This is a genomic window from Lachnospira hominis (ex Hitch et al. 2025), assembly GCF_040096395.1.
GTDB classification, from domain to species: Bacteria; Bacillota; Clostridia; order Lachnospirales; family Lachnospiraceae; genus Lachnospira; species Lachnospira hominis.
This window is the reverse complement of sequence record NZ_JBBMES010000006.1, coordinates 51,585-71,853: the sequence shown is the minus strand read 5'-3', so window position 1 is coordinate 71,853 and position 20,269 is coordinate 51,585. Positions and strand designations below refer to the sequence as shown.

Below are 20,269 nucleotides of genomic sequence, written 5' to 3'. Positions count from 1 at the left end.
TTTTATGCCTAAAAAAAGCCAATTGGTGTATTTAATACACCTGCAAAAAAACTAGAAAAAATTGGAGGTGGAAGTTGTGCGCGTTAAGATAACATTGGCATGTACAGAATGTAAACAGCGTAATTACAACATGACAAAGGATAAGAAAACACATCCTGACAGAATGGAAACAAAGAAGTATTGCAAGTTCTGTAAGTCACACACATTACACAAGGAAACAAAGTAAACCAGCACAGTGAGGTAGAGACAATGGGTGAAACTGTTAAAGAGACAAAACAGAAGAAAAACTGGTTCAAAGGTCTTAAAGCAGAGTTTAAAAAAATCATCTGGCCTGACCGTAAGTCCCTTACAAAAGAGACAGTTGCTGTTGTAGCTGCATCCGTATTATTAGGTGTAATAATAGCAATTGTGGATTTTATCGCACGTATTGGTATTGAATTCTTAGTAAAGTAAGGAAAAGGTGATTAAATGGACGAAGCAAAATGGTATGTAGTGCATACTTATTCCGGTTACGAGAATAAAGTCAAGGTAGACATTGAGAAGACTGTGGTAAACAGAAATCTTGAAGACCAGATTCTTGAAGTGGTTGTACCGCTTGAGACTGTTGTTGAAGTTAAGAACGGCTCAAAAAAGTCTGCTCAGAAAAAAATGTTTCCTGGCTATGTTTTAATCAACATGGTTATGAATGATGACAGCTGGTATGTAGTTCGTAACACAAGAGGAGTTACGGGATTTGTTGGTCCCGGATCTAAACCAGTACCACTGACCCCTACAGAGATTAAAGCACTTGGTATTGCACTGCCAGGCAGTGAAAACGAGAACAAACCTGTAGTTAAGTTTGACGGTAAAGTCGGCGACCAGGTTATGATTCTTACAGGTGCCTGGGAAGATACTGTTGGGGAAATCACAGGCATTAATGAAGGTAAGCAGTGTCTTACAATTAATGTTGAGATGTTCGGCCGTGAAACTCCGGTCGAGATTGGTTTTACAGATGTAAAACTGATGTAAGAAGGTTCGCATAACGCGGACGTGGGAGACACTTTGTTTATATTGGCAAGTGTCGCCAATTACCACATTTTTATTTAGGAGGTGCCTAAAATGGCAAAGAAAGTAACAGGTTATATCAAATTACAGATTCCTGCTGGTAAGGCAACACCAGCTCCACCGGTTGGTCCTGCACTCGGACAGCACGGTGTAAATATCGTAGAATTTACAAAGCAGTTTAACGCTAAGACAGCTGATCAGGGTGATTTAATCATCCCTGTTGTTATTACAGTATATGCAGATAGAAGTTTTAGTTTCATTACAAAGACTCCTCCTGCTGCAGTTCTTCTTAAGAAAGCTTGCAACATTAAGTCAGGTTCAGGTGTTCCTAACAAGACAAAGGTTGCTACAATTAAGAGAGCAGAAGTTCAGAAGATTGCTGAACTCAAGATGCCTGATTTAAATGCTGCATCAATCGAAGCTGCAACTTCTATGATTGAAGGAACTGCTAAGAGTATGGGTATCGTTGTAGAAGACTAATTCTGCAATGCTACATTTGCCGGGAATCCGGTAATATTTCATATGTATAGTTAAGAGTTGGATATAACTCTTTGTAATCGTAAAACGTGGGAGGAAAGTCAAACCCTTCCGATAATACCACTAGGAGGTTTTTTTATAATGAAAAGAGGAAAGAAATACGTTGAGGCAGCCAAGAAAATTGACCGCCAGACATTATACGAAGCAACAGATGCTATTGCGTTAGTTAAGCAGAGTGCAGTTGCTAAGTTTGACGAAACTATTGAAGCACATATCAGAACAGGTTGTGACGGACGTCATGCTGAACAGCAGATCAGAGGAGCAGTTGTTCTTCCACACGGAACTGGTAAGAAAGTAAGAGTTCTTGTATTTGCTAAGGGTGCTAAGGCTGATGAAGCTGAAGCAGCTGGTGCAGATTTCGTAGGCGGAGAAGAACTTATTCCAAAGATTCAGAACGAAAACTGGTTTGAGTTCGATGTTGTAGTTGCTACACCTGATATGATGGGCGTTGTAGGTCGTCTTGGACGTGTACTCGGACCTAAGGGCTTAATGCCAAACCCTAAGGCTGGTACAGTTACTATGGATGTAACAAAAGCTGTTAATGATATCAAGGCTGGTAAGATTGAGTACAGACTTGATAAGACTAACATCATTCACGTGCCAATTGGTAAGGCTTCATTCACTGAAGACCAGTTAGCGGACAACTTCCAGGCTATTATGGGTGCAATCGTTAAGGCTAAACCATCATCACTTAAAGGTCAGTATTTAAAGAGCATCGCTCTTTCATCTACAATGGGTCCTAGTGCTAAGGTTAACCCTTCTAAGTATGTTGGCTAAAAAATGATTGACAACCGATATATTTGATAGTATACTATCATACGTATGTGACAGCATAAGCTGTTATATAATAAATATTTTGCCTAAGACAGCATGGTCCCGTAAGGGTTAAAGGTAATACGCCTGCCGAGGATGTATACACATTTTAGATGTGTTGATTATGTTTAATCAGTCCTTCTGTCTTGCAAAAGATGGAAGGACTTTTAGATTTTACTAATTCCTTTTGGGCAGAAAAGTGTGCTTTGTGCATACTTTAAAAATCTAACAGGAGGTAATTATTCATGGCAAAGGTAGAACTTAAACAGCCAATCGTAGACGAGATTTCAGGATACTTAAATGACGCAGCAGGCGTTGTATTAGTAAACTATCGCGGCTTAACTGTAGAGCAGGATACACAGCTTCGTAAGCAGTTAAGAGAAGCAGGTGTCGTATACAAGGTTTATAAGAATACTTTAGTTAAGAGAGCAATTGCTGGTACACAGTTCGAAGGAATGACAGAACAGCTTGACGGACCTAATGCTATCGCTATCTGTGCAACAGATGCAACAGCTCCTGCAAGAATTCTTAGCAACTTCGCTAAGACTGCAGATGCACTTGAATTAAAGTGTGGTGTTGTTGAAGGCACATACTATGATGCAGCAGGAATCAATGCAATCGCAAGCATTCCTTCAAGAGACGAACTTCTTTCAAAGTTACTTGGAAGCATCCAGTCACCTATTACAAACTTTGCTCGTGTTATTAAGCAGATCGCTGAAAAGAACGAAGAAGTTGCTTAATTGATTGCGGACATATTAAATTAAGGTTCATTGAAACCAAAAAACAGAATTAAAAAAAGGAGATTATTACAATGACTACACAGGAAATCATTGAAGTTATTAAGGGTTTATCAGTATTAGAGCTTAACGATTTAGTTAAGGCATGTGAAGAAGAATTCGGCGTTTCTGCAGCAGCAGGCGTTGTAGTTGCAGCAGCAGGTGCTGGTGCAGCAGCAGCTGAGGAGAAGACAGAGTTTGACGTAGAGCTTACAGAAGCTGGTGCAAACAAAGTTAAGGTTATCAAGGTTGTTCGTGAGATTACAGGACTTGGCTTAAAGGAAGCTAAGGAAGTAGTTGATGGTGCTCCTAAGGTTGTTAAAGAAGGTGCTTCTAAGGAAGAAGCTGAAGAAATCCAGAAGAAGCTTGAAGCTGAAGGTGCTAAGGTTACTCTTAAGTAATTATAACCATATTGGATTAATAACTGCATATTGCAGTGCATGTATAGAGGCGGAAGCTCCGGGAAATGCTTGCATTTTCCGGGGCTTTTTCCTTTTTACTAAAATGAAGCATATATACAGCATATCTGCTGCTTAAAAACTTATAAAAAATTATTGAAATATTGTTGACAGTAATACCATGTTATGGTATTATGGACAATGCACTATTGTGGTATGTTGTGCTTAGTCTTAGCCTACATACTTATAATGTGAAAAAATTAGGAAAAATAAGCACAAGGGGTGAAAATGTCAATGGAGAAAAACAGAATACGTCCAGTGAAGTCGGGTAAAAGTTTTAGAATGAGCTATTCAAGACAAAAAGAAGTCCTTGAAATGCCTAACCTCATTGAGGTGCAGAAAGATTCTTACCAGTGGTTTTTGGATGAAGGTTTAAAAGAAGTTTTTGATGACATCTCTCCAATTGCAGACTATAATGGTAGACTTAGTCTGGAATTTGTAGATTTCACATTATGTGAAGATGAAGTCAAGTATTCTATTGAAGAGTGTAAGGAAAGAGATGCTACATATGCGGCACCTCTTAAAGTCAGAGTCAGACTCCACAACAAGGAAAGTGAAGACATTAGCGAACATGAGATTTTCATGGGCGATCTTCCTATTATGACAAAGACTGGTACATTCGTAATTAATGGTGCAGAGAGAGTAATTGTAAGCCAGTTAGTTCGTTCACCTGGTATTTATTATGATATACAGAAAGATAAGTATGGTAAGATTTTCCTTTACAGCAGTCAGGTTATTCCAAACCGTGGTGCATGGCTTGAATATGAGACAGATGCTAATGATGTGTTCTATGTAAAGGTTGACAGAAATAAGAAAGTCCCTATCACAGTATTAATCAGAGCACTTGGCTTTGGCACAAATGCTGAGATTATTGATATATTTGGCGAAGAGCCTAAGCTCCTTGCCACTATGGAGAAAGATACTACTACTAATTATCAGGAGGGTATTCTTGAACTCTATAAGAAATTAAGACCTGGTGAACCATTATCAGTTGATAGTGCAGAGTCACTTATTTCAGGAATGTTCTTTGACCCAAGAAGATATGATCTTGCAAAGGTCGGAAGATATAAGTTTAATAAAAAGCTTTCATTTAAATATAGAATAGCAGGACAGATTCTTGCAGATGATGTTGTTGTAGATGGCAAGGTTATTGCTAAAGCCGGTGACAAGCTTGACAGAGAATCTGCACAGATGATTCAGGATGCAGCTGTTCCGGCAGTATTTTTGTCAGTAGAAGTTAAGGGTAATGATGGCACTATTACAAATAAGCGTGTTAAGATCCTTTCTAATATGGCAGTTGATATTACAAAATGGGTTGATATCAGCGATGAAGAAGCAAAAGAACTCGGCGTTAATGAATATGTATTTTATCCTGTATTAAGCCAGATTTTAGCTGAAAACAGTGATATTGAAGATATTAAGGAAGCAATTTCAAAGAATATCGGCGATTTAATTCCTAAACATATCACAGTTGAAGATATTTTAGCTTCAATTAACTACAATATGCATCTTGAGTATGGCGTTGGTTCAAAGGATGATATTGATCACCTTGGAAACAGACGTATTCGTGCTGTAGGTGAACTTTTACAGAATCAGTTCAGAATTGGTATCTCAAGAATGGAACGTGTAGTTCGTGAGAGAATGTCAACACAGGATTTAAGTGGTGTTTCACCTCAGTCACTTATTAATATCAAGCCTGTAACAGCAGCTATCAAGGAATTCTTCGGAAGTTCACAGCTGTCACAGTTCATGGATCAGAATAACCCTCTCGGTGAGCTTACTCACAAGAGAAGACTTTCAGCACTCGGTCCTGGTGGTCTTTCAAGAGACCGTGCAGGTTTCGAGGTTCGAGATGTACATTACACACATTACGGAAGAATGTGTCCGATTGAGACACCTGAAGGACCTAACATCGGTCTTATCAACTCACTTGCTTCTTATGCAAGAATCAATGAGTATGGCTTTGTAGAAGCACCTTACCGTATTGTAGACAAGTCTGACCCTAAGAATCCTAGAGTTACAGATGAAGTGCGTTACTTTACAGCTGATGAGGAAGATGATTACCATGTAGCACAGGCTAATGCTGAGATTGATGAAAATGGTTATTTCGTTAATAACACAGTTTCAGGACGTTACAGAGAAGAAACTTCAGCATTTGATAAGAGTCTTATTGATTTGATGGATGTTTCGCCTAAGATGGTATTCTCAGTTGCTACATCAATGATTCCGTTCCTTCAGAATGATGATGCCAACCGTGCCCTCATGGGTTCAAACATGCAGCGTCAGGCCGTACCACTTCTTACTACAGAAGCTCCTGTAATCGGAACTGGTATTGAAAATAAGGCAGCAATTGACTCTGGTGTATGTGTTGTTGCGGAAGCTGATGGTGAAGTTATTTCAGCAGAATCTAATAAGATTACAGTAAAAGAAGATGATGGCAAAGTTCGTGAATACAAGCTTACTAAGTTTGCACGAAGCAACCAGAGCAACTGTTACAACCAGCGTCCTATCGTATTTAAGGGAGACAGAGTTGTAAAGGGCGATGTTATTGCAGATGGTCCTTCAACTTCTAATGGTGAAATTGCACTTGGTAAGAATCCGTTAATCGGTTTCATGACATGGGAAGGTTACAACTACGAGGATGCTGTACTTCTCAGTGAAAGACTTGTAAGAGATGACGTATATACATCTATCCATATTGAAGAATATGAGACAGAAGCAAGAGATACTAAGCTCGGACCAGAAGAAATCACAAGAGATATTCCTTCAGTTGCTAATGATGCAATTAAGGATCTTGATGAAGATGGTATTATCCGTATCGGTGCAGAAGTTCGTGCCGGCGATGTACTTGTAGGTAAGGTTACTCCTAAGGGAGAGACAGAACTTACAGCAGAAGAGAGACTTCTTCGTGCTATTTTCGGTGAAAAGGCAAGAGAAGTAAGAGATACATCACTCAAAGTACCTCATGGTGAATATGGTATCGTAGTTGCTGTTAAGACATTTACAAGAGAAAATGGTGATGAGTTAGCACCTGGTGTTAATAAGTCAGTTCGTATTTATATAGCTCAGAAGAGAAAGATTTCAGTTGGTGATAAGATGGCCGGCCGTCATGGTAACAAGGGTGTCGTTTCAAGAGTACTTCCTGTTGAAGATATGCCATTCCTTCCAAATGGACGTCCTTTGGATATCGTCCTTAATCCACTTGGTGTGCCTTCTCGTATGAACATTGGTCAGGTCCTTGAGATTCATTTAAGCCTTGCGGCAAAGGTTCTCGGATTTAATATTTCGACACCTGTATTCGACGGTGCAGACGAGAATGATATCATGGATACACTTGATCTTGCTAATGATTATGCTAACCTTGAATGGGATGAGTTTGCAGCTAAATATAAGAGCCAGCTCGTTCCTGAAGTATTTGATTACCTTGATAAGAATAAGGCTCACAGAGCTGAATGGAAAGGTGTTCAGATTGGACGTGATGGTAAAGTAAGACTTCGTGACGGACGTACAGGTGAATATTTTGATAATCCGGTAACAATCGGATTCATGCATTATCTCAAACTCCATCACCTTGTTGATGATAAGATTCATGCACGTTCAACTGGTCCTTACTCACTTGTTACACAGCAGCCACTCGGTGGTAAAGCACAGTTCGGTGGACAGCGTTTCGGTGAGATGGAGGTTTGGGCCCTCGAGGCTTATGGTGCTTCATATACACTTCAGGAAATTCTTACAGTTAAGTCTGATGACGTCGTAGGACGTGTTAAGACATATGAAGCAATCATTAAGGGTGAAAATATCCCTGAGCCAGGTATTCCTGAATCATTCAAGGTGCTTCTGAAAGAACTTCAGTCTCTTGCACTTGATGTTCGTGTACTTGACCATGACAATAACGAAGTTAAACTTCTCGAGAGTGCAGATTATGAAGTTACAGATTTTAAGAAAGTTCTTGATGACGGTGGATACCACAGAAACAGCAAAGATGATGAGAACGAACTCAAGAGTTCAGGATATATGACTCAGACTGTCGATGATAATGGTGAAGCTCAGTACGAAGAGAGCGATGATGATATCGATGAACTTTTCGATGCTGATGAGGATTATGGCGACGGTAATTCAGAGCAGTATTAATTTTAGAAGGGAGCACGAAAATGACAGAAGAATCAAACAAGCAGCCATCAAACAATTCTATGAAGTTTGATAAGATTCAGATAAAACTTGCTTCTCCAGAAAATATCTTAGAATGGTCTCACGGCGAGGTTACCAAGCCGGAGACTATCAACTACAGAACTTTAAAACCGGAACGTGACGGTTTATTCTGTGAAAGAATTTTTGGACCTAGTAAGGACTGGGAATGTCACTGCGGTAAATATAAGAAAATCAAAGATAAAGGTATTGTCTGCGATAAGTGTGGCGTTGAAGTAACAAAGGCAAGTGTGCGTAGAGACCGTATGGGACATATTCACCTTGCAGCTCCTGTTTCACATATCTGGTATTTCAAGGGAATTCCAAGCCGTATGGATTTAATTCTTGATATCGGTCCTAAGAACCTTGAAAAGGTACTGTATTTTGCAGCTTATATTGTGCTTGATCCAGGAACAACAGATATTCCGTTCAAGAAGATTCTTACAGAGCAGGAATACAGAGAACTTTACGACCAGTACGGAAATACATTCCGTGTCGGTATGGGTGCTGAAGCAATTCTTGAACTTTTAAAGAATGTTAATCTTGAAGAAGAGGCAGCAAAACTTAAAGAAGAATTAAGTAATACAACATCTCAGAAGGCAGCAAGACTTATTAAGCGTATTGAGGTTATGGAGGCATTTATCAATGCCGGAACAAAGCCTGAGTGGATGATTCTTACAGAAGTACCTGTAATTCCACCGGATTTAAGACCTATGGTACAGCTTGATGGTGGTAGATTTGCTACATCCGACCTTAATGATTTATATAGAAGAATTATCAACAGAAATAATCGTCTTGCACGTCTTATGGAACTTGGTGCACCGGAGATTATTGTAAGAAACGAAAAGAGAATGCTTCAGGAGGCTGTAGATGCCCTTATTGATAACGGCAGAAGAAATGGTCGTCCTGTAACAGGACCTGGTAACAGAGCATTAAAGTCACTTTCTGACCTGCTTAAAGGTAAGCAGGGACGTTTCCGTCAGAACCTTCTCGGTAAGCGAGTTGACTATTCAGGACGTTCAGTTATCGTAGTAGGACCTGAACTCAAGATTTACCAGTGTGGTCTTCCAAAGGAAATGGCAATCGAGCTTTTCAAGCCGTTTGTTATGAGAGAGCTTGTAAGACGCGGTCTTGCAGAAAATATCAAGAAGGCTAAGAAGAGCGTAGAACATCTTGAAAATGATGTTTGGGATGTACTTGAGGATGTAATTAAAGAACATCCGGTTATGCTTAACCGTGCTCCTACACTTCACAGACTTGGTATTCAGGCATTTGAGCCAATCCTTGTAGAAGGTAAGGCTATTAAGCTTCATCCATTGGTTTGTACAGCGTTCAACGCCGATTTCGATGGTGACCAGATGGCCGTGCATCTTCCATTGTCAGTTGAAGCACAGGCAGAGTGTCGTTTTATGCTTTTATCACCAAATAACCTTTTAAAGCCATCTGATGGTGGTCCGGTTGCCGTTCCTTCACAGGATATGGTACTTGGTATTTATTACCTTACACAGGAAAGACCGGGTGCTAAAGGTGAAGGCAAGTATTTTAAGGATATAAGTGAGGCTATTCTTGCATATGAAAATGGAGTAATTACACTTCATTCAAAGATTATGGTTCATGTAACAAGAGAAATCAACGGCGAGAAGGTTTCAGGTAACGTTGAATCAACACTCGGAAGATTTATCTTCAATGAAATTCTTCCACAGGATTTAGGTTATGTTGACAGAACAAAGCCTGAAAACGCACTTGTTCTTGAAGTTGATTTCCATGTAGGTAAGAAGCAGTTAAAGGATATTTTACAGCATGTAATTAACACACACGGAACTACTACAACAGCAGAAGTTCTTGATGATATTAAAGCAACAGGTTATAAGTATTCTACAAGAGCAGCAATGACAGTTTCTATTTCAGAGATGACAGTGCCACCTATTAAGAAAGAACTTATTGCCAATGCAGAAAAGAAAGTTGAACAGATTACACAGAACTATTACAGAGGCCGTTCTACTGATGAAGAACGTCATAAGAATGTAATCAAGGTATGGCAGGAAACTGATGAACGTCTTAAGGATGCTCTTCTTGCCGGTCTTGATAAGTATAACAACATCTTCATGATGGCCGATTCTGGTGCCCGTGGTTCTAACCAGCAGATTAAACAGCTTGCAGGTATGCGTGGTTTGATGGCAGATACATCAGGTAACACTATCGAACTTCCAATCAAGTCAAACTTCCGTGAAGGTCTTGATGTTCTGGAATACTTTATTTCAGCTCATGGTGCCCGTAAAGGTCTTTCAGATACAGCCCTTCGTACAGCCGATTCAGGTTACCTTACACGACGTCTTGTTGACGTTTCACAGGATCTCGTTATTCGTGAAAATGATTGCAGCGTAGGCAGAGCAATACCTGGTATGTACGTTTATGAGTTTGTAAATGAGAAAGCAACAGCAGACAGCGATGCAAAGGCTGATGTCCTTGAATCACTTCAGGAAAGAATTACAGGACGTTTCCTTGCAGAAGATATTGTTGATCCAAAGACAGGTGAGCTTATACTTGGTGCTAACCACCTTGTAACATCTAAGCGTGCAGAAGAAATCATTAAGACAGGTGTTGAACATGTTAAGATAAGAACAATTCTTACATGCCGTTCACATATCGGTGTATGTGCTAAGTGTTATGGTTCTAACATGGCAACAGGTCAGACAGTACAGGTTGGTGAAGCTGTTGGTATTATTGCAGCACAGTCAATCGGTGAACCTGGTACACAGCTTACTATGAGAACTTTCCATACTGGTGGTGTTGCCGGTGATAATATTACACAGGGTCTTCCTAGAGTAGAAGAACTTTTCGAGGCAAGAAAGCCAAAGACACTTGCTGTACTTGCAGAGTTCGGTGGTGTTGTAAGTTTTGCAAAGACTGATAAGAAGACAGATATTGTTATCACAGATGACGAAGGCAATTCAAAAGCTTATCCAGTATCAAGAGATACAAGAGTAAAAGTTACAGAAGGCCAGATTGTTGCAAAGGGTGAGGAAATTACAGAAGGTTCTGAAAATCCTCATGATATAGTAAGAATTCTTGGTGTACGTGCAGTTCAGGATTACATGATTCGTGAAGTTCAGAAAGTTTACCGTATTCAGGGTGTTGAAATCAACGATAAACATATCGAACTTATTGTACGCCAGATGTTGAAGAAGATTGTTATTGAATCAGCAGGAGATTCAGATTTCCTTCCTGGTTCACAGGTTGATACAATCGAATTTACAGAGGTTAATGAAAGACTTGAAGAAGAAGGTAAGCAGCCAGCAACAGGAACACCAATTATTCTTGGTATTACTAAGGCATCGCTTGCAACTAATTCATTCATGTCAGCAGCCTCATTCCAGGAGACAACAAAGGTTCTTACTGATGCCGCTATTAATGGCAAGGTTGACCCACTTATCGGTCTCAAGGAAAATGTTATCATCGGTAAACTTATCCCTGCCGGTACAGGAATGAAGAGATATCAGGATATCAAACTTGATACAGGTCTTGTATATGATGAGGAGCAGGAAGCATTAGACGAGCAGGAAGAAGAGCTTGAAAATGCAGCCGCAGTTGATACAGATGACAACGAAGAAATCAATATCACAGAAGAAACTGTTACAGAGACAGAAGAATAATAAATAATGACATTGGCAGCCGGGCATGATATGTGTCCGGCTGTTTGTTAGTCTGCCTATATAAAATATTAAAAAATGCTTGACACTTATCATATCAGATTATATAATAATAAAGCGTGCGAATGTGACATGCTGTTTTTTTGTGTGTCAGATTAGCATTTTTTATTCAGACTATACTGAATATGCAACCAACAATTATTCTAATTCCGGGAGGTGAAAAAGGAATGCCTACATTTAACCAGTTAGTAAGACAGGGAAGAAAATCTGCTGTTAAGAAGTCTACAGCACCAGCTCTTCAGAAGGGTTACAACTCTCTTCAGAAGAAGGCTACAGATGTATCTGCACCACAGAAGAGAGGTGTATGTACAGCTGTTAAGACTGCAACACCAAAGAAGCCTAACTCAGCTCTTAGAAAGATTGCCAGAGTTCGTCTTTCAAATGGTATCGAAGTTACATCTTATATTCCAGGTGAAGGCCACAATCTTCAGGAACATAGCGTTGTTCTTATCAGAGGTGGTAGAGTAAAGGATTTACCAGGTACAAGATATCACATCATCAGAGGTACACTTGATACTGCAGGTGTAGCTAAGAGAAGACAGGCCCGTTCTAAGTACGGTGCTAAGAGACCTAAGGACGCTAAGTAATTAGAATCCTATAATTTGCTTTGTAAAAGCACAGATTTATTCACATTAATATTTAAATTTAGTGCCGGAGTTAGATTAATCCGAAGGTTGCAGGTTTAATATATACTTAAGCACGAACACATAAAATATTTGTGAGTACCGATGAATTAATGAAAAGCTGCAAAATAGCTTTATAATGGCAATATTTGTTATTATAATGACTGTTTTTGGCAACACTATGTTAAGGAGGGAAGAACCGTGCCACGTAAAGGACATACTCAGAAAAGAGATGTATTAGCAGATCCTATTTACAATAATAAAGTGGTTACTAAGCTTATCAACAACATTATGCTTGATGGTAAGAGAGGAGTAGCACAGAAGATTGTATACGGAGCATTTGACAGAGTCGCAGCTAAGACTGAAAGACCTGCTATTGAAGTATTTGAAGAGGCTATGAACAACATCATGCCAGTTCTCGAAGTAAAGGCTAGACGTATCGGTGGTGCCACATATCAGGTACCTATCGAAGTAAAGCCAGATAGAAGACAGGCTTTAGCTCTTCGTTGGATGACTTCATACTCTCGTGCAAGAGGCGAGAAGACTATGGAAGAAAGACTCGCTAACGAGATTCTTGATGCTGCTAATAATACAGGAGCTTCTGTAAAGAAGAAAGAAGATATGCACAAGATGGCAGAAGCAAACAAGGCTTTTGCTCATTACAGATTCTAATAATAATAGGAGGAATTACCGATGGCTGGAAGAGAATATCCATTGGAGAGAACCAGAAATATTGGTATTATGGCTCATATTGATGCTGGTAAGACAACATTAACAGAGCGTATCCTTTATTATACTGGTGTAAACCACAAGATTGGTGATACTCATGAAGGTACTGCTACTATGGACTGGATGGCCCAGGAGCAGGAAAGAGGTATTACAATCACTTCAGCTGCTACAACATGTCACTGGACACCTGAAAAAGAAGGTAAGCCAGATAAGACACAGCCAGAATATCGTATTAACATTATCGATACTCCGGGTCACGTTGACTTCACTGTAGAAGTTGAGCGTTCTCTTAGAGTACTTGATGGTGCTGTAGGTGTATTCGATGCCCAGAACGGCGTTGAACCACAGTCAGAGAACGTATGGCGTCAGGCTGATAAGTATAATGTTCCACGTATGGCTTTCATGAACAAGATGGATAAGATGGGTGCAGATTTCTTTGGATCATGCAATCAGCTTATTACAAAACTTGGAAAGAATCCAGTTCTTGTACAGATTCCTATCGGAAAAGAAGATGATTTCCAGGGAATCATCGACTTATTCGAGATGAAAGCATACATTTTCAACGGAGATAAGGGTGATGATATTCAGGTAGGCGAGATTCCTGCAGATTTACAGGATCAGGCTCAGGAATATCATGACAAGCTCGTAGAGCAGTGTGCTGAACTTGATGAAGACCTTATGGAGAAGTTCTTTAATGATGAGGAACTTACAATTCCAGAGTTAAAGGCTGCTTTAAGAAAAGGTACAATTGAAGGTACAGCTATTCCTTGTCTTTGCGGTACAGCTTACAAGAATAAGGGTGTTCAGAAACTTCTTGATGCAGTTATCGAATATATGCCAGCTCCTACAGATATCCCAGATATCACAGGTGTTGACGAGGACGGTAACGAAGTTACAAGAAAGTCTTCAGATGAAGAGCCATTCTCAGCTCTTGCATTCAAGATTATGACAGACCCATTCGTTGGTAAGTTAGCATTCTTCAGAGTTTATTCAGGTACATTAAACGCAGGTTCATATGTACTTAACTCTAATAAGAATAAGAAAGAAAGAGTTGGCCGTATCCTTCAGATGCATGCCAACCAGAGAAAAGAAATTGAAAAGGTTTACTCAGGAGATATTGCTGCTGCAGTAGGTCTTAAAGTTACAGTAACAGGTGATACTATCTGTGATGAAGCACATCCAGTTATCTTAGAGTCTATGGAGTTCCCAGAGCCAGTTATCGAGCTTGCTATCGAACCTAAGACAAAGAATGACCAGGGTAAGATGGGTGAAGCTTTAGCAAAGCTTGCTGAAGAAGATCCTACATTCCGTGCTCATACAGATCAGGAGACAGGTCAGACAATCATCGCTGGTATGGGTGAGCTTCACCTTGATATCATCGTTGACAGACTTCTTCGTGAGTTTAAGGTAGAGGCTAACGTAGGTGCACCTCAGGTTGCTTACAGAGAATGCTTTACTAAGGCAGTTGATGTTGATAGTAAGTATGCTAAGCAGTCAGGTGGTCGTGGTCAGTATGGTCACTGTAAAGTACGTTTCTCACCACTTGAAGCTAACGTTGATAAGTTTGATGTTGAGACTAAGAATACAGTATTAATTAATGAACCTCCAGTACTCTTCTGCGAGTCTTCAGTAGTTGGTGGTGCTATTCCTAAGGAATATATCCCTTCAGTTGCTGATGGTATCAGAGAAGCTGCTAATTCAGGTATCTTAGCTGGATTCCCAGTTCTCGGACTTAGAGCAGATATCTACGATGGTTCATACCATGAAGTCGATTCTTCAGAAATGGCATTCCATATCGCTGGTTCTATGGCATTCAAGGATGCTATGGCTAAGGCAGCTCCAGCTCTTCTTGAGCCTATCATGAAGGTTGAAGTTACAATGCCAGAAGAATACATGGGTGATGTAATCGGTGATATCAACTCACGTAGAGGACGTATCGAAGGTATGGAAGATATCAGTGGTGGTAAGATGATTAAAGCATTTGTTCCACTTTCAGAGATGTTTGGTTATGCTACAGACCTTCGTTCTAAGACACAGGGTCGTGGTAACTACTCTATGTTCTTCGATAAATATGAACAGGCTCCTAAGTCAGTTCAGGATAAAGTTATTGCTTCAAGAAGCAAGTAATCAAGCTTTATATAGTTAATATAAAAATATAGTTGAAAAATATTTCAAAATGAAATATAATAGATTTCAGCTATGAGAAAACCATTAAGGTTATAAATTTAAGGAGGATTTTAAACAATGGCAAAGGCTAAATTTGAAAGAACTAAACCACATTGTAACATTGGTACTATTGGTCACGTAGATCATGGTAAGACAACACTTACAGCTGCAATCACAAAGACTCTTCATGAGAGACTTGGTACAGGTGAAGCTGTTGCTTTCGAGAATATTGATAAGGCACCAGAAGAAAGAGAAAGAGGTATCACAATCTCTACAGCTCACGTTGAGTATGAGACAGAGAAGAGACACTATGCACACGTTGACTGTCCAGGACATGCTGACTACGTTAAGAACATGATCACTGGTGCAGCTCAGATGGATGCTGGTATCCTCGTTGTTGCTGCTACTGATGGTGTTATGGCTCAGACAAGAGAACATATCCTTCTTGCTCGTCAGGTAGGTGTTCCATATATCGTTGTATTCATGAACAAGTGTGATATGGTTGACGATCCAGAACTTCTTGAACTCGTTGATATGGAAATCAGAGAACTCCTTAACGAGTATGGTTTCCCAGGAGATGATACACCAATCATCCAGGGTTCAGCTCTTAAGGCTCTTGAAGATCCTAACAGCGAATGGGGTGACAAGATTCTTGAACTTATGCATACAATTGATGAGTATGTTCCAGATCCAGAAAGAGATACAGATAAGCCATTCCTTATGCCAGTAGAAGACGTATTCTCTATCACAGGCCGTGGTACAGTTGCTACAGGTAGAGTAGAGAGAGGTGTTCTCCACATTAATGAGGAAGTTGAAATCGTTGGTATTACAGATGAAATCCGTAAGGTAGTTGTTACAGGTATCGAAATGTTCCGTAAGCTCCTTGACGAGGCTATGCCTGGTGATAACATCGGTGCTCTTCTTAGAGGTGTTCAGAGAGATGAAATCGAAAGAGGACAGGTTCTTTGTAAACCAGGTTCAGTTACACCACACAAGAAGTTTACAGCTCAGGTTTACGTATTAACAAAGGACGAAGGTGGTCGTCATACACCATTCTTCAACAACTACAGACCACAGTTCTACTTCAGAACAACTGATGTTACTGGTGTTTGTGAACTTCCAGCTGGTACAGAAATGTGCATGCCTGGTGATAACGTAGAAATGACAGTTGAACTTATCCACAGAGTAGCTATGGAGCAGGGTCTCCGTTTCGCTATCCGTGAAGGTGGACGTACAGTAGGTTCAGGTGCTGTTGCTACAATCATTGAGTAATCATAGCTTGATATAATTAATTGCCCGGAAGGCTTTGCCTTCCGGGTTTTTTATATTTAATAATATATATTTTATATATTGAAAATAACATTGCTATGATGTATAATGCAGTTACTATAAAAAGTGAGTATAAAAATATAGTAACGGAGGTGCTTATGAAGATAAGTTCAGAAGCCAGATTTACTACATTTGAGGCAGTCAGCATGATTGTTGGAAACAGTATCGGAACGGGAATAATTGCAGTTCCGTATCTTGCGACAAAGAATAGCATGCTTGATGTTGTGTGGATGGTGGTAATCGCATATTGTATCAATGTTATTCTTCATTTAATAATAGCGGAGCTTTCATACAATAATGGAGGTGTCCAGCTTGTAAAGAGCTTTGAAGGTGAACTTTTTCACGGAAAGATGAAAAAGGTATTCAGCTGGATTATATTTGCAGTATACGGGATTGCAATTATGATAGGCATAAGCGGCAATATTAACGGCGGTGCACAGATTTTTGTCAACTGGTTTGGTATTCCGTTTGCGGCTGCACAGGTTATATATTATGTAATTGCAGGAATAGTAGTTTTTATCGGAATGAAAGCAGTCGGAATAGCACAGAAGTATGCAGTAATTATTCTTATGGGAATAGTTGCAGTTATGACAGTGGCAACTTTTATGCGTCCTGTCAATTCATTTTATACAGCTGATTTTCATTGGAATAATCTTTTGGCATTATACAGCATGGTTGTGTTTGCAACATCAGCCAATCAGGCAGTTATACAGGTCGTAAAGGGGCTTGATGGTGATGCAAAAAAGATTCGCAAATCTATTTTTATAGGATTTGCACTTTCATCTGTTTTTGTACTTGTTGTAACCATGTCTGTACTTATGGGAACAAAAGGAACACTTGACAAAGAACTTGCATATATGCAGCTTGGAGAAAGTATTGGCAGCTGGGCTATGATTCTTGCGGGAATATTTTCATTATTTGCACTTCTGACTACTTTCTGGTCTAATACACTGGCATTAAGAGATGTTGTGCATGAGCAGACAGGCATAGGCAACAGAGTGAGCTGGCTTGCAGCTACTATTCCTTGTATTTTATTTGCGATATTTGGCGTTAACAGTTTTATTATTTTGACGAGAATTATGAGCGGCGTTGTGGTACTTGTAAGTATCATGCTCGTTCTTACATACGGAAAGTCAAGAAAGAAAGCAGGAAGCAGCCCTATCTGCGGTGTAGTTGGAACAGTTCCGTTTCAGGTGCTTATGGTTGTATCAACTGTTATTTCAGCAATAGGTGCTTTGATTCCGTTAAGTTAAGGGAGGAATAAGATATGTTTTGCGGTGATGGATTCAGACAGAAAGACGAAGAGACTTTTTTGCTGGAAATTCCTGAAAACAGGGATTATAAGATATTGCAGCTTACAGATTTGCATCTCGGATTTGGATTATTTTCGCATAAAAAAGATAAGATGGCACTTGATGCCGTAACAAAGATAATTAATAGAACTTCACCTGACCTTATTGTTTTTACGGGAGATATAATATTTCCGTTTTTACCAAAGGCGGGTACTATGAACAATAAAAAGCAGGCGGAGAGATTTATAAGGTTTATAGATAGGTTTAAGATTCCTTATACACTTGTGTTTGGCAATCATGACTGTGAGATGGGTGCAAAATGTGGTCGTGAGCAGCTTGCAGATATTTTTACAAAAGGAAAATATTGTATATTTTCAAAAGGAAGAAAAGATATATTTGGCGTTGGCAATTTCTTTATAAATCTTACTGACAAACAGAAAAATGTGCTTATGCCGCTTGTTATGCTTGACTCCAATATGTATGGCGACGGCTGGTTTTTCAGCGGATTTGACTGTATACATGAGGACCAGACTGAGTGGTGCATGAACAGATTAAGCAAACTGAAAAAAATAAATCCGGATATAAAAGCGATGGCATTTTTCCATATGCCTGTGAGGGAATTTAAGGAAGCTTACGAGAAGATGAAGCTTGGAGATAAAAGTGTAGTCTATGAGCACGGAAGCATAGCCGAAAAAGATGAATATTTTGGTATATCATATAAAAAGGGTGACTTTTTTAAAAAGGCTGTGGAAAACGGCATCATAAAATGGATGTTTTGTGGACATGACCACCTTAATACACTGTCGTTGACATATAAAGGTATACGGCTGACATATGGAATGTCTATAGATTGTCTTGGCTATAATGGCATATCAAAAAGCTATATACAGCGTGGAGGAACACTTATTACAAGAAAAACTGACGGAAGCATTGGGATAAAGATGATTCCTCTTACAAGAACAGTTTCAACAAGAGTCAGAGGGGAAAGTAAAAATCAACAACATTAAAAATAATAAAGGAGTAGTCATGAAAAGTACATTAATAAAAGACACAACAAAATCAGAAAGAATCCAGCTTGTGAAGCAGTGGGAAGAGACAGAAGGATGCGAGAGCAGCGGGATTGATCTGCTTGAATTTTTCAGGGATTATATAGACGGAGTTAAAGAAATCGCGGAAGTTAATGCGGAGTTTAACGCAAGATATATATCTGAGATTCCTGATGAAGATTCAGGTATGAGTTGTGGAATGGGAATGAGAAGATGATATATGTAAGAGATTTATTAAAACTTGATACATTCAAAGACTTTGAGCTTGTAAGCGGTGAGAATGGTCTTGACAGAGGCGTTTCATGGCCAAATGTTGCACAGACTGTAAGTATAAGAGAATGGCTTGTCGGAGGAGATGTTATTCTTATGAGTGGCGTAGGCTTAAAGATAACAGATGAATTTCTTACGGATATAGTAATACAGGCGGCGGATGGAAGAGCAGCATGTATTATTATGCTTATTAATTCTGAGCATATAGCATCAATTCCACAGGCTGCGATAGACGAGGCTGTGAAAAGAGGCCTTGCGGTTTTTGCGGCACCGTGGGAGACAAAGCTTTCAAGGGTTATAGGAAGTGTATCTATGCTTGTATCCAATGACAGGCTTGAAGAACGCATGCATAGTGAATTTCTTGACAGACTTTTATCAGGTGAGATAAATCATGACGATTCGGCATATCGCCAATCTATGGAAAAATATGGATTGCTTGGAAAAAAAGCCGTGGCAGTTATTGATTATAAATTTGATGAAAAATATCTACAGACAGAGAATCAGGCATATCATAATGACCGTGTTATGCGGAAAATGATAAGTCTTTTTGAGCGGTATTTTGGAAAGATTAACTATCTTAATCAATATAACCGGCAGGCTTTTATTATCTCCGCTGATAATACAGAAGAAAAAGATATTGTAAATACTATACGTACAATATATAACATATTTATAAAGGAAAATAAACATGTACATATGCGTATAGGCATAGGTGAGATTGCACAGGGGTTAGAAGGATTAAAGAAAAGTTATGACCAGTCAAGAATTGCAAGAAAGACAATAAACAAAAGCGGAGTAATGTTTTATAAAGAACTTGGGATATATCAGCTTTTATTTTACATTGATGACACATCAAAAATAGATGATTATGTAAAAGAAATTCTTAATCCGCTTCTTATTTATGATAAGAAGAACAATCAGAATCTTATAGATACGCTGAGAGAATATTTAAAGTGCGGACAGAATGTTTCGCAGGCATCACAGAATCTTTATATACACAGAAATACTATGATAAAAAGAGTTGAAAAAATTGAAGAGCTGCTTGGCTGCTCTATAAAGAATGCTGAAGTTACCAATCAGCTTTATAATGCAGTAAAGATATATGATTTATTTCTAAAAAAATAGAGTCATAAAAACACAAATGATAAAGAAGATAATGATGAATGTGCATATTGTGCATTAAAAGAGGCAAAATATATGCAGTATGCACATTGAAAATTACTATATAAAATAGTATTATTCAGACATCAAGAGACAACGGAGTCCCTATAAAGGACACGTTGTCTCTTTT

General features: G+C 39.2%; 17 protein-coding genes and 1 other annotated feature. All 17 genes read left to right on the top strand.

From position 1 onward, the window contains the following. Window positions 1-76: 76 nt before the first annotated feature. The 17 genes from rpmG to WMO38_RS07340 all read left to right on the top strand — a co-directional run bounded on the left by rpmG (window position 77) and on the right by WMO38_RS07340 (window position 20,103). Window positions 77-226, top strand: coding sequence for a 50S ribosomal protein L33 (gene rpmG / locus WMO38_RS07420; RefSeq protein WP_022262710.1), 150 nt, complete (start codon window positions 77-79; stop codon window positions 224-226). Between the two features lie 23 nt (window positions 227-249). After that, window positions 250-453 (top strand): preprotein translocase subunit SecE, encoded by a 204-nt coding sequence (gene secE, locus WMO38_RS07415; RefSeq protein ID WP_021865798.1) that lies wholly within the window; start codon window positions 250-252, stop codon window positions 451-453. Window positions 454-468: 15 nt separating this feature from the next. Further along, window positions 469-1,008, top strand: coding sequence for a transcription termination/antitermination protein NusG (gene nusG / locus WMO38_RS07410; protein WP_021865797.1), 540 nt, complete (start codon window positions 469-471; stop codon window positions 1,006-1,008). 90 nt (window positions 1,009-1,098) lie between these two features. Continuing rightward, window positions 1,099-1,524, top strand: a complete 426-nt coding sequence (gene rplK / locus WMO38_RS07405) for a 50S ribosomal protein L11 (protein WP_021865796.1) — start codon at window positions 1,099-1,101, stop codon at window positions 1,522-1,524. A gap of 138 nt (window positions 1,525-1,662) precedes the next feature. Continuing rightward, complete coding sequence (gene rplA, locus WMO38_RS07400) at window positions 1,663-2,358, top strand: 50S ribosomal protein L1 (protein ID WP_186837296.1); 696 nt, start codon at window positions 1,663-1,665, stop codon at window positions 2,356-2,358. Window positions 2,359-2,422: 64 nt separating this feature from the next. After that, window positions 2,423-2,573, top strand: a sequence feature (ribosomal protein L10 leader region). A gap of 66 nt (window positions 2,574-2,639) precedes the next feature. Beyond that, complete coding sequence (gene rplJ / locus WMO38_RS07395; RefSeq protein ID WP_349162015.1) at window positions 2,640-3,134, top strand: 50S ribosomal protein L10; 495 nt, start codon at window positions 2,640-2,642, stop codon at window positions 3,132-3,134. A gap of 71 nt (window positions 3,135-3,205) precedes the next feature. Continuing rightward, entirely contained in the window at window positions 3,206-3,571 is a 366-nt protein-coding gene (rplL, locus tag WMO38_RS07390) for a 50S ribosomal protein L7/L12 (RefSeq protein WP_186837297.1), read from the top strand. 291 nt (window positions 3,572-3,862) lie between these two features. Beyond that, window positions 3,863-7,759: a DNA-directed RNA polymerase subunit beta gene (rpoB, locus tag WMO38_RS07385; RefSeq protein WP_186837298.1), complete on the top strand. Its 3,897-nt coding sequence runs from the start codon at window positions 3,863-3,865 to the stop codon at window positions 7,757-7,759. 20 nt (window positions 7,760-7,779) lie between these two features. Further along, entirely contained in the window at window positions 7,780-11,466 is a 3,687-nt protein-coding gene (gene rpoC / locus WMO38_RS07380; protein ID WP_186837299.1) for a DNA-directed RNA polymerase subunit beta', read from the top strand. A 224-nt stretch (window positions 11,467-11,690) separates the two neighbouring features. Further along, window positions 11,691-12,110, top strand: coding sequence for a 30S ribosomal protein S12 (gene rpsL / locus WMO38_RS07375; protein WP_021865637.1), 420 nt, complete (start codon window positions 11,691-11,693; stop codon window positions 12,108-12,110). A gap of 237 nt (window positions 12,111-12,347) precedes the next feature. After that, window positions 12,348-12,818, top strand: a complete 471-nt coding sequence (gene rpsG, locus WMO38_RS07370; protein WP_186837300.1) for a 30S ribosomal protein S7 — start codon at window positions 12,348-12,350, stop codon at window positions 12,816-12,818. Window positions 12,819-12,839: 21 nt separating this feature from the next. Then, complete coding sequence (fusA, locus tag WMO38_RS07365) at window positions 12,840-15,002, top strand: elongation factor G (RefSeq protein WP_186837301.1); 2,163 nt, start codon at window positions 12,840-12,842, stop codon at window positions 15,000-15,002. 117 nt (window positions 15,003-15,119) lie between these two features. Next, on the top strand, window positions 15,120-16,313 hold the full coding sequence (gene tuf / locus WMO38_RS07360; RefSeq protein WP_349162012.1) for an elongation factor Tu: 1,194 nt from the start codon (window positions 15,120-15,122) through the stop codon (window positions 16,311-16,313). Between the two features lie 155 nt (window positions 16,314-16,468). Further along, complete coding sequence (locus WMO38_RS07355; protein WP_349162011.1) at window positions 16,469-17,623, top strand: amino acid permease; 1,155 nt, start codon at window positions 16,469-16,471, stop codon at window positions 17,621-17,623. Window positions 17,624-17,637: 14 nt separating this feature from the next. Next, window positions 17,638-18,669 carry a metallophosphoesterase gene (locus WMO38_RS07350; protein ID WP_349162010.1) on the top strand — a complete coding sequence of 344 codons (1,032 nt, stop codon included), beginning with the start codon at window positions 17,638-17,640 and terminating at the stop codon, window positions 18,667-18,669. A gap of 19 nt (window positions 18,670-18,688) precedes the next feature. After that, window positions 18,689-18,925, top strand: coding sequence for a hypothetical protein (locus tag WMO38_RS07345; protein WP_021866005.1), 237 nt, complete (start codon window positions 18,689-18,691; stop codon window positions 18,923-18,925). Continuing rightward, window positions 18,922-20,103, top strand: coding sequence for a PucR family transcriptional regulator (locus tag WMO38_RS07340; protein ID WP_349162009.1), 1,182 nt, complete (start codon window positions 18,922-18,924; stop codon window positions 20,101-20,103). The genes WMO38_RS07345 and WMO38_RS07340 overlap by 4 nt, the downstream gene beginning before the upstream one ends. The last annotated feature ends 166 nt before the right edge of the window (window positions 20,104-20,269 follow it).

Coding starts and splice junctions, on each gene's coding strand:
- fusA (WP_186837301.1), top strand. CDS start 12,840: ATGGCTGGAAGAGAATATCCATTGGAGAGAACCAGAAATATTGGTATT.
- tuf (WP_349162012.1), top strand. CDS start 15,120: ATGGCAAAGGCTAAATTTGAAAGAACTAAACCACATTGTAACATTGGT.
- secE (WP_021865798.1), top strand. CDS start 250: ATGGGTGAAACTGTTAAAGAGACAAAACAGAAGAAAAACTGGTTCAAA.
- WMO38_RS07350 (WP_349162010.1), top strand. CDS start 17,638: ATGTTTTGCGGTGATGGATTCAGACAGAAAGACGAAGAGACTTTTTTG.
- WMO38_RS07345 (WP_021866005.1), top strand. CDS start 18,689: ATGAAAAGTACATTAATAAAAGACACAACAAAATCAGAAAGAATCCAG.
- rplL (WP_186837297.1), top strand. CDS start 3,206: ATGACTACACAGGAAATCATTGAAGTTATTAAGGGTTTATCAGTATTA.
- rpoC (WP_186837299.1), top strand. CDS start 7,780: ATGACAGAAGAATCAAACAAGCAGCCATCAAACAATTCTATGAAGTTT.
- rplK (WP_021865796.1), top strand. CDS start 1,099: ATGGCAAAGAAAGTAACAGGTTATATCAAATTACAGATTCCTGCTGGT.
- WMO38_RS07340 (WP_349162009.1), top strand. CDS start 18,922: ATGATATATGTAAGAGATTTATTAAAACTTGATACATTCAAAGACTTT.
- rplJ (WP_349162015.1), top strand. CDS start 2,640: ATGGCAAAGGTAGAACTTAAACAGCCAATCGTAGACGAGATTTCAGGA.
- rpoB (WP_186837298.1), top strand. CDS start 3,863: ATGGAGAAAAACAGAATACGTCCAGTGAAGTCGGGTAAAAGTTTTAGA.
- rplA (WP_186837296.1), top strand. CDS start 1,663: ATGAAAAGAGGAAAGAAATACGTTGAGGCAGCCAAGAAAATTGACCGC.
- WMO38_RS07355 (WP_349162011.1), top strand. CDS start 16,469: ATGAAGATAAGTTCAGAAGCCAGATTTACTACATTTGAGGCAGTCAGC.
- nusG (WP_021865797.1), top strand. CDS start 469: ATGGACGAAGCAAAATGGTATGTAGTGCATACTTATTCCGGTTACGAG.
- rpsL (WP_021865637.1), top strand. CDS start 11,691: ATGCCTACATTTAACCAGTTAGTAAGACAGGGAAGAAAATCTGCTGTT.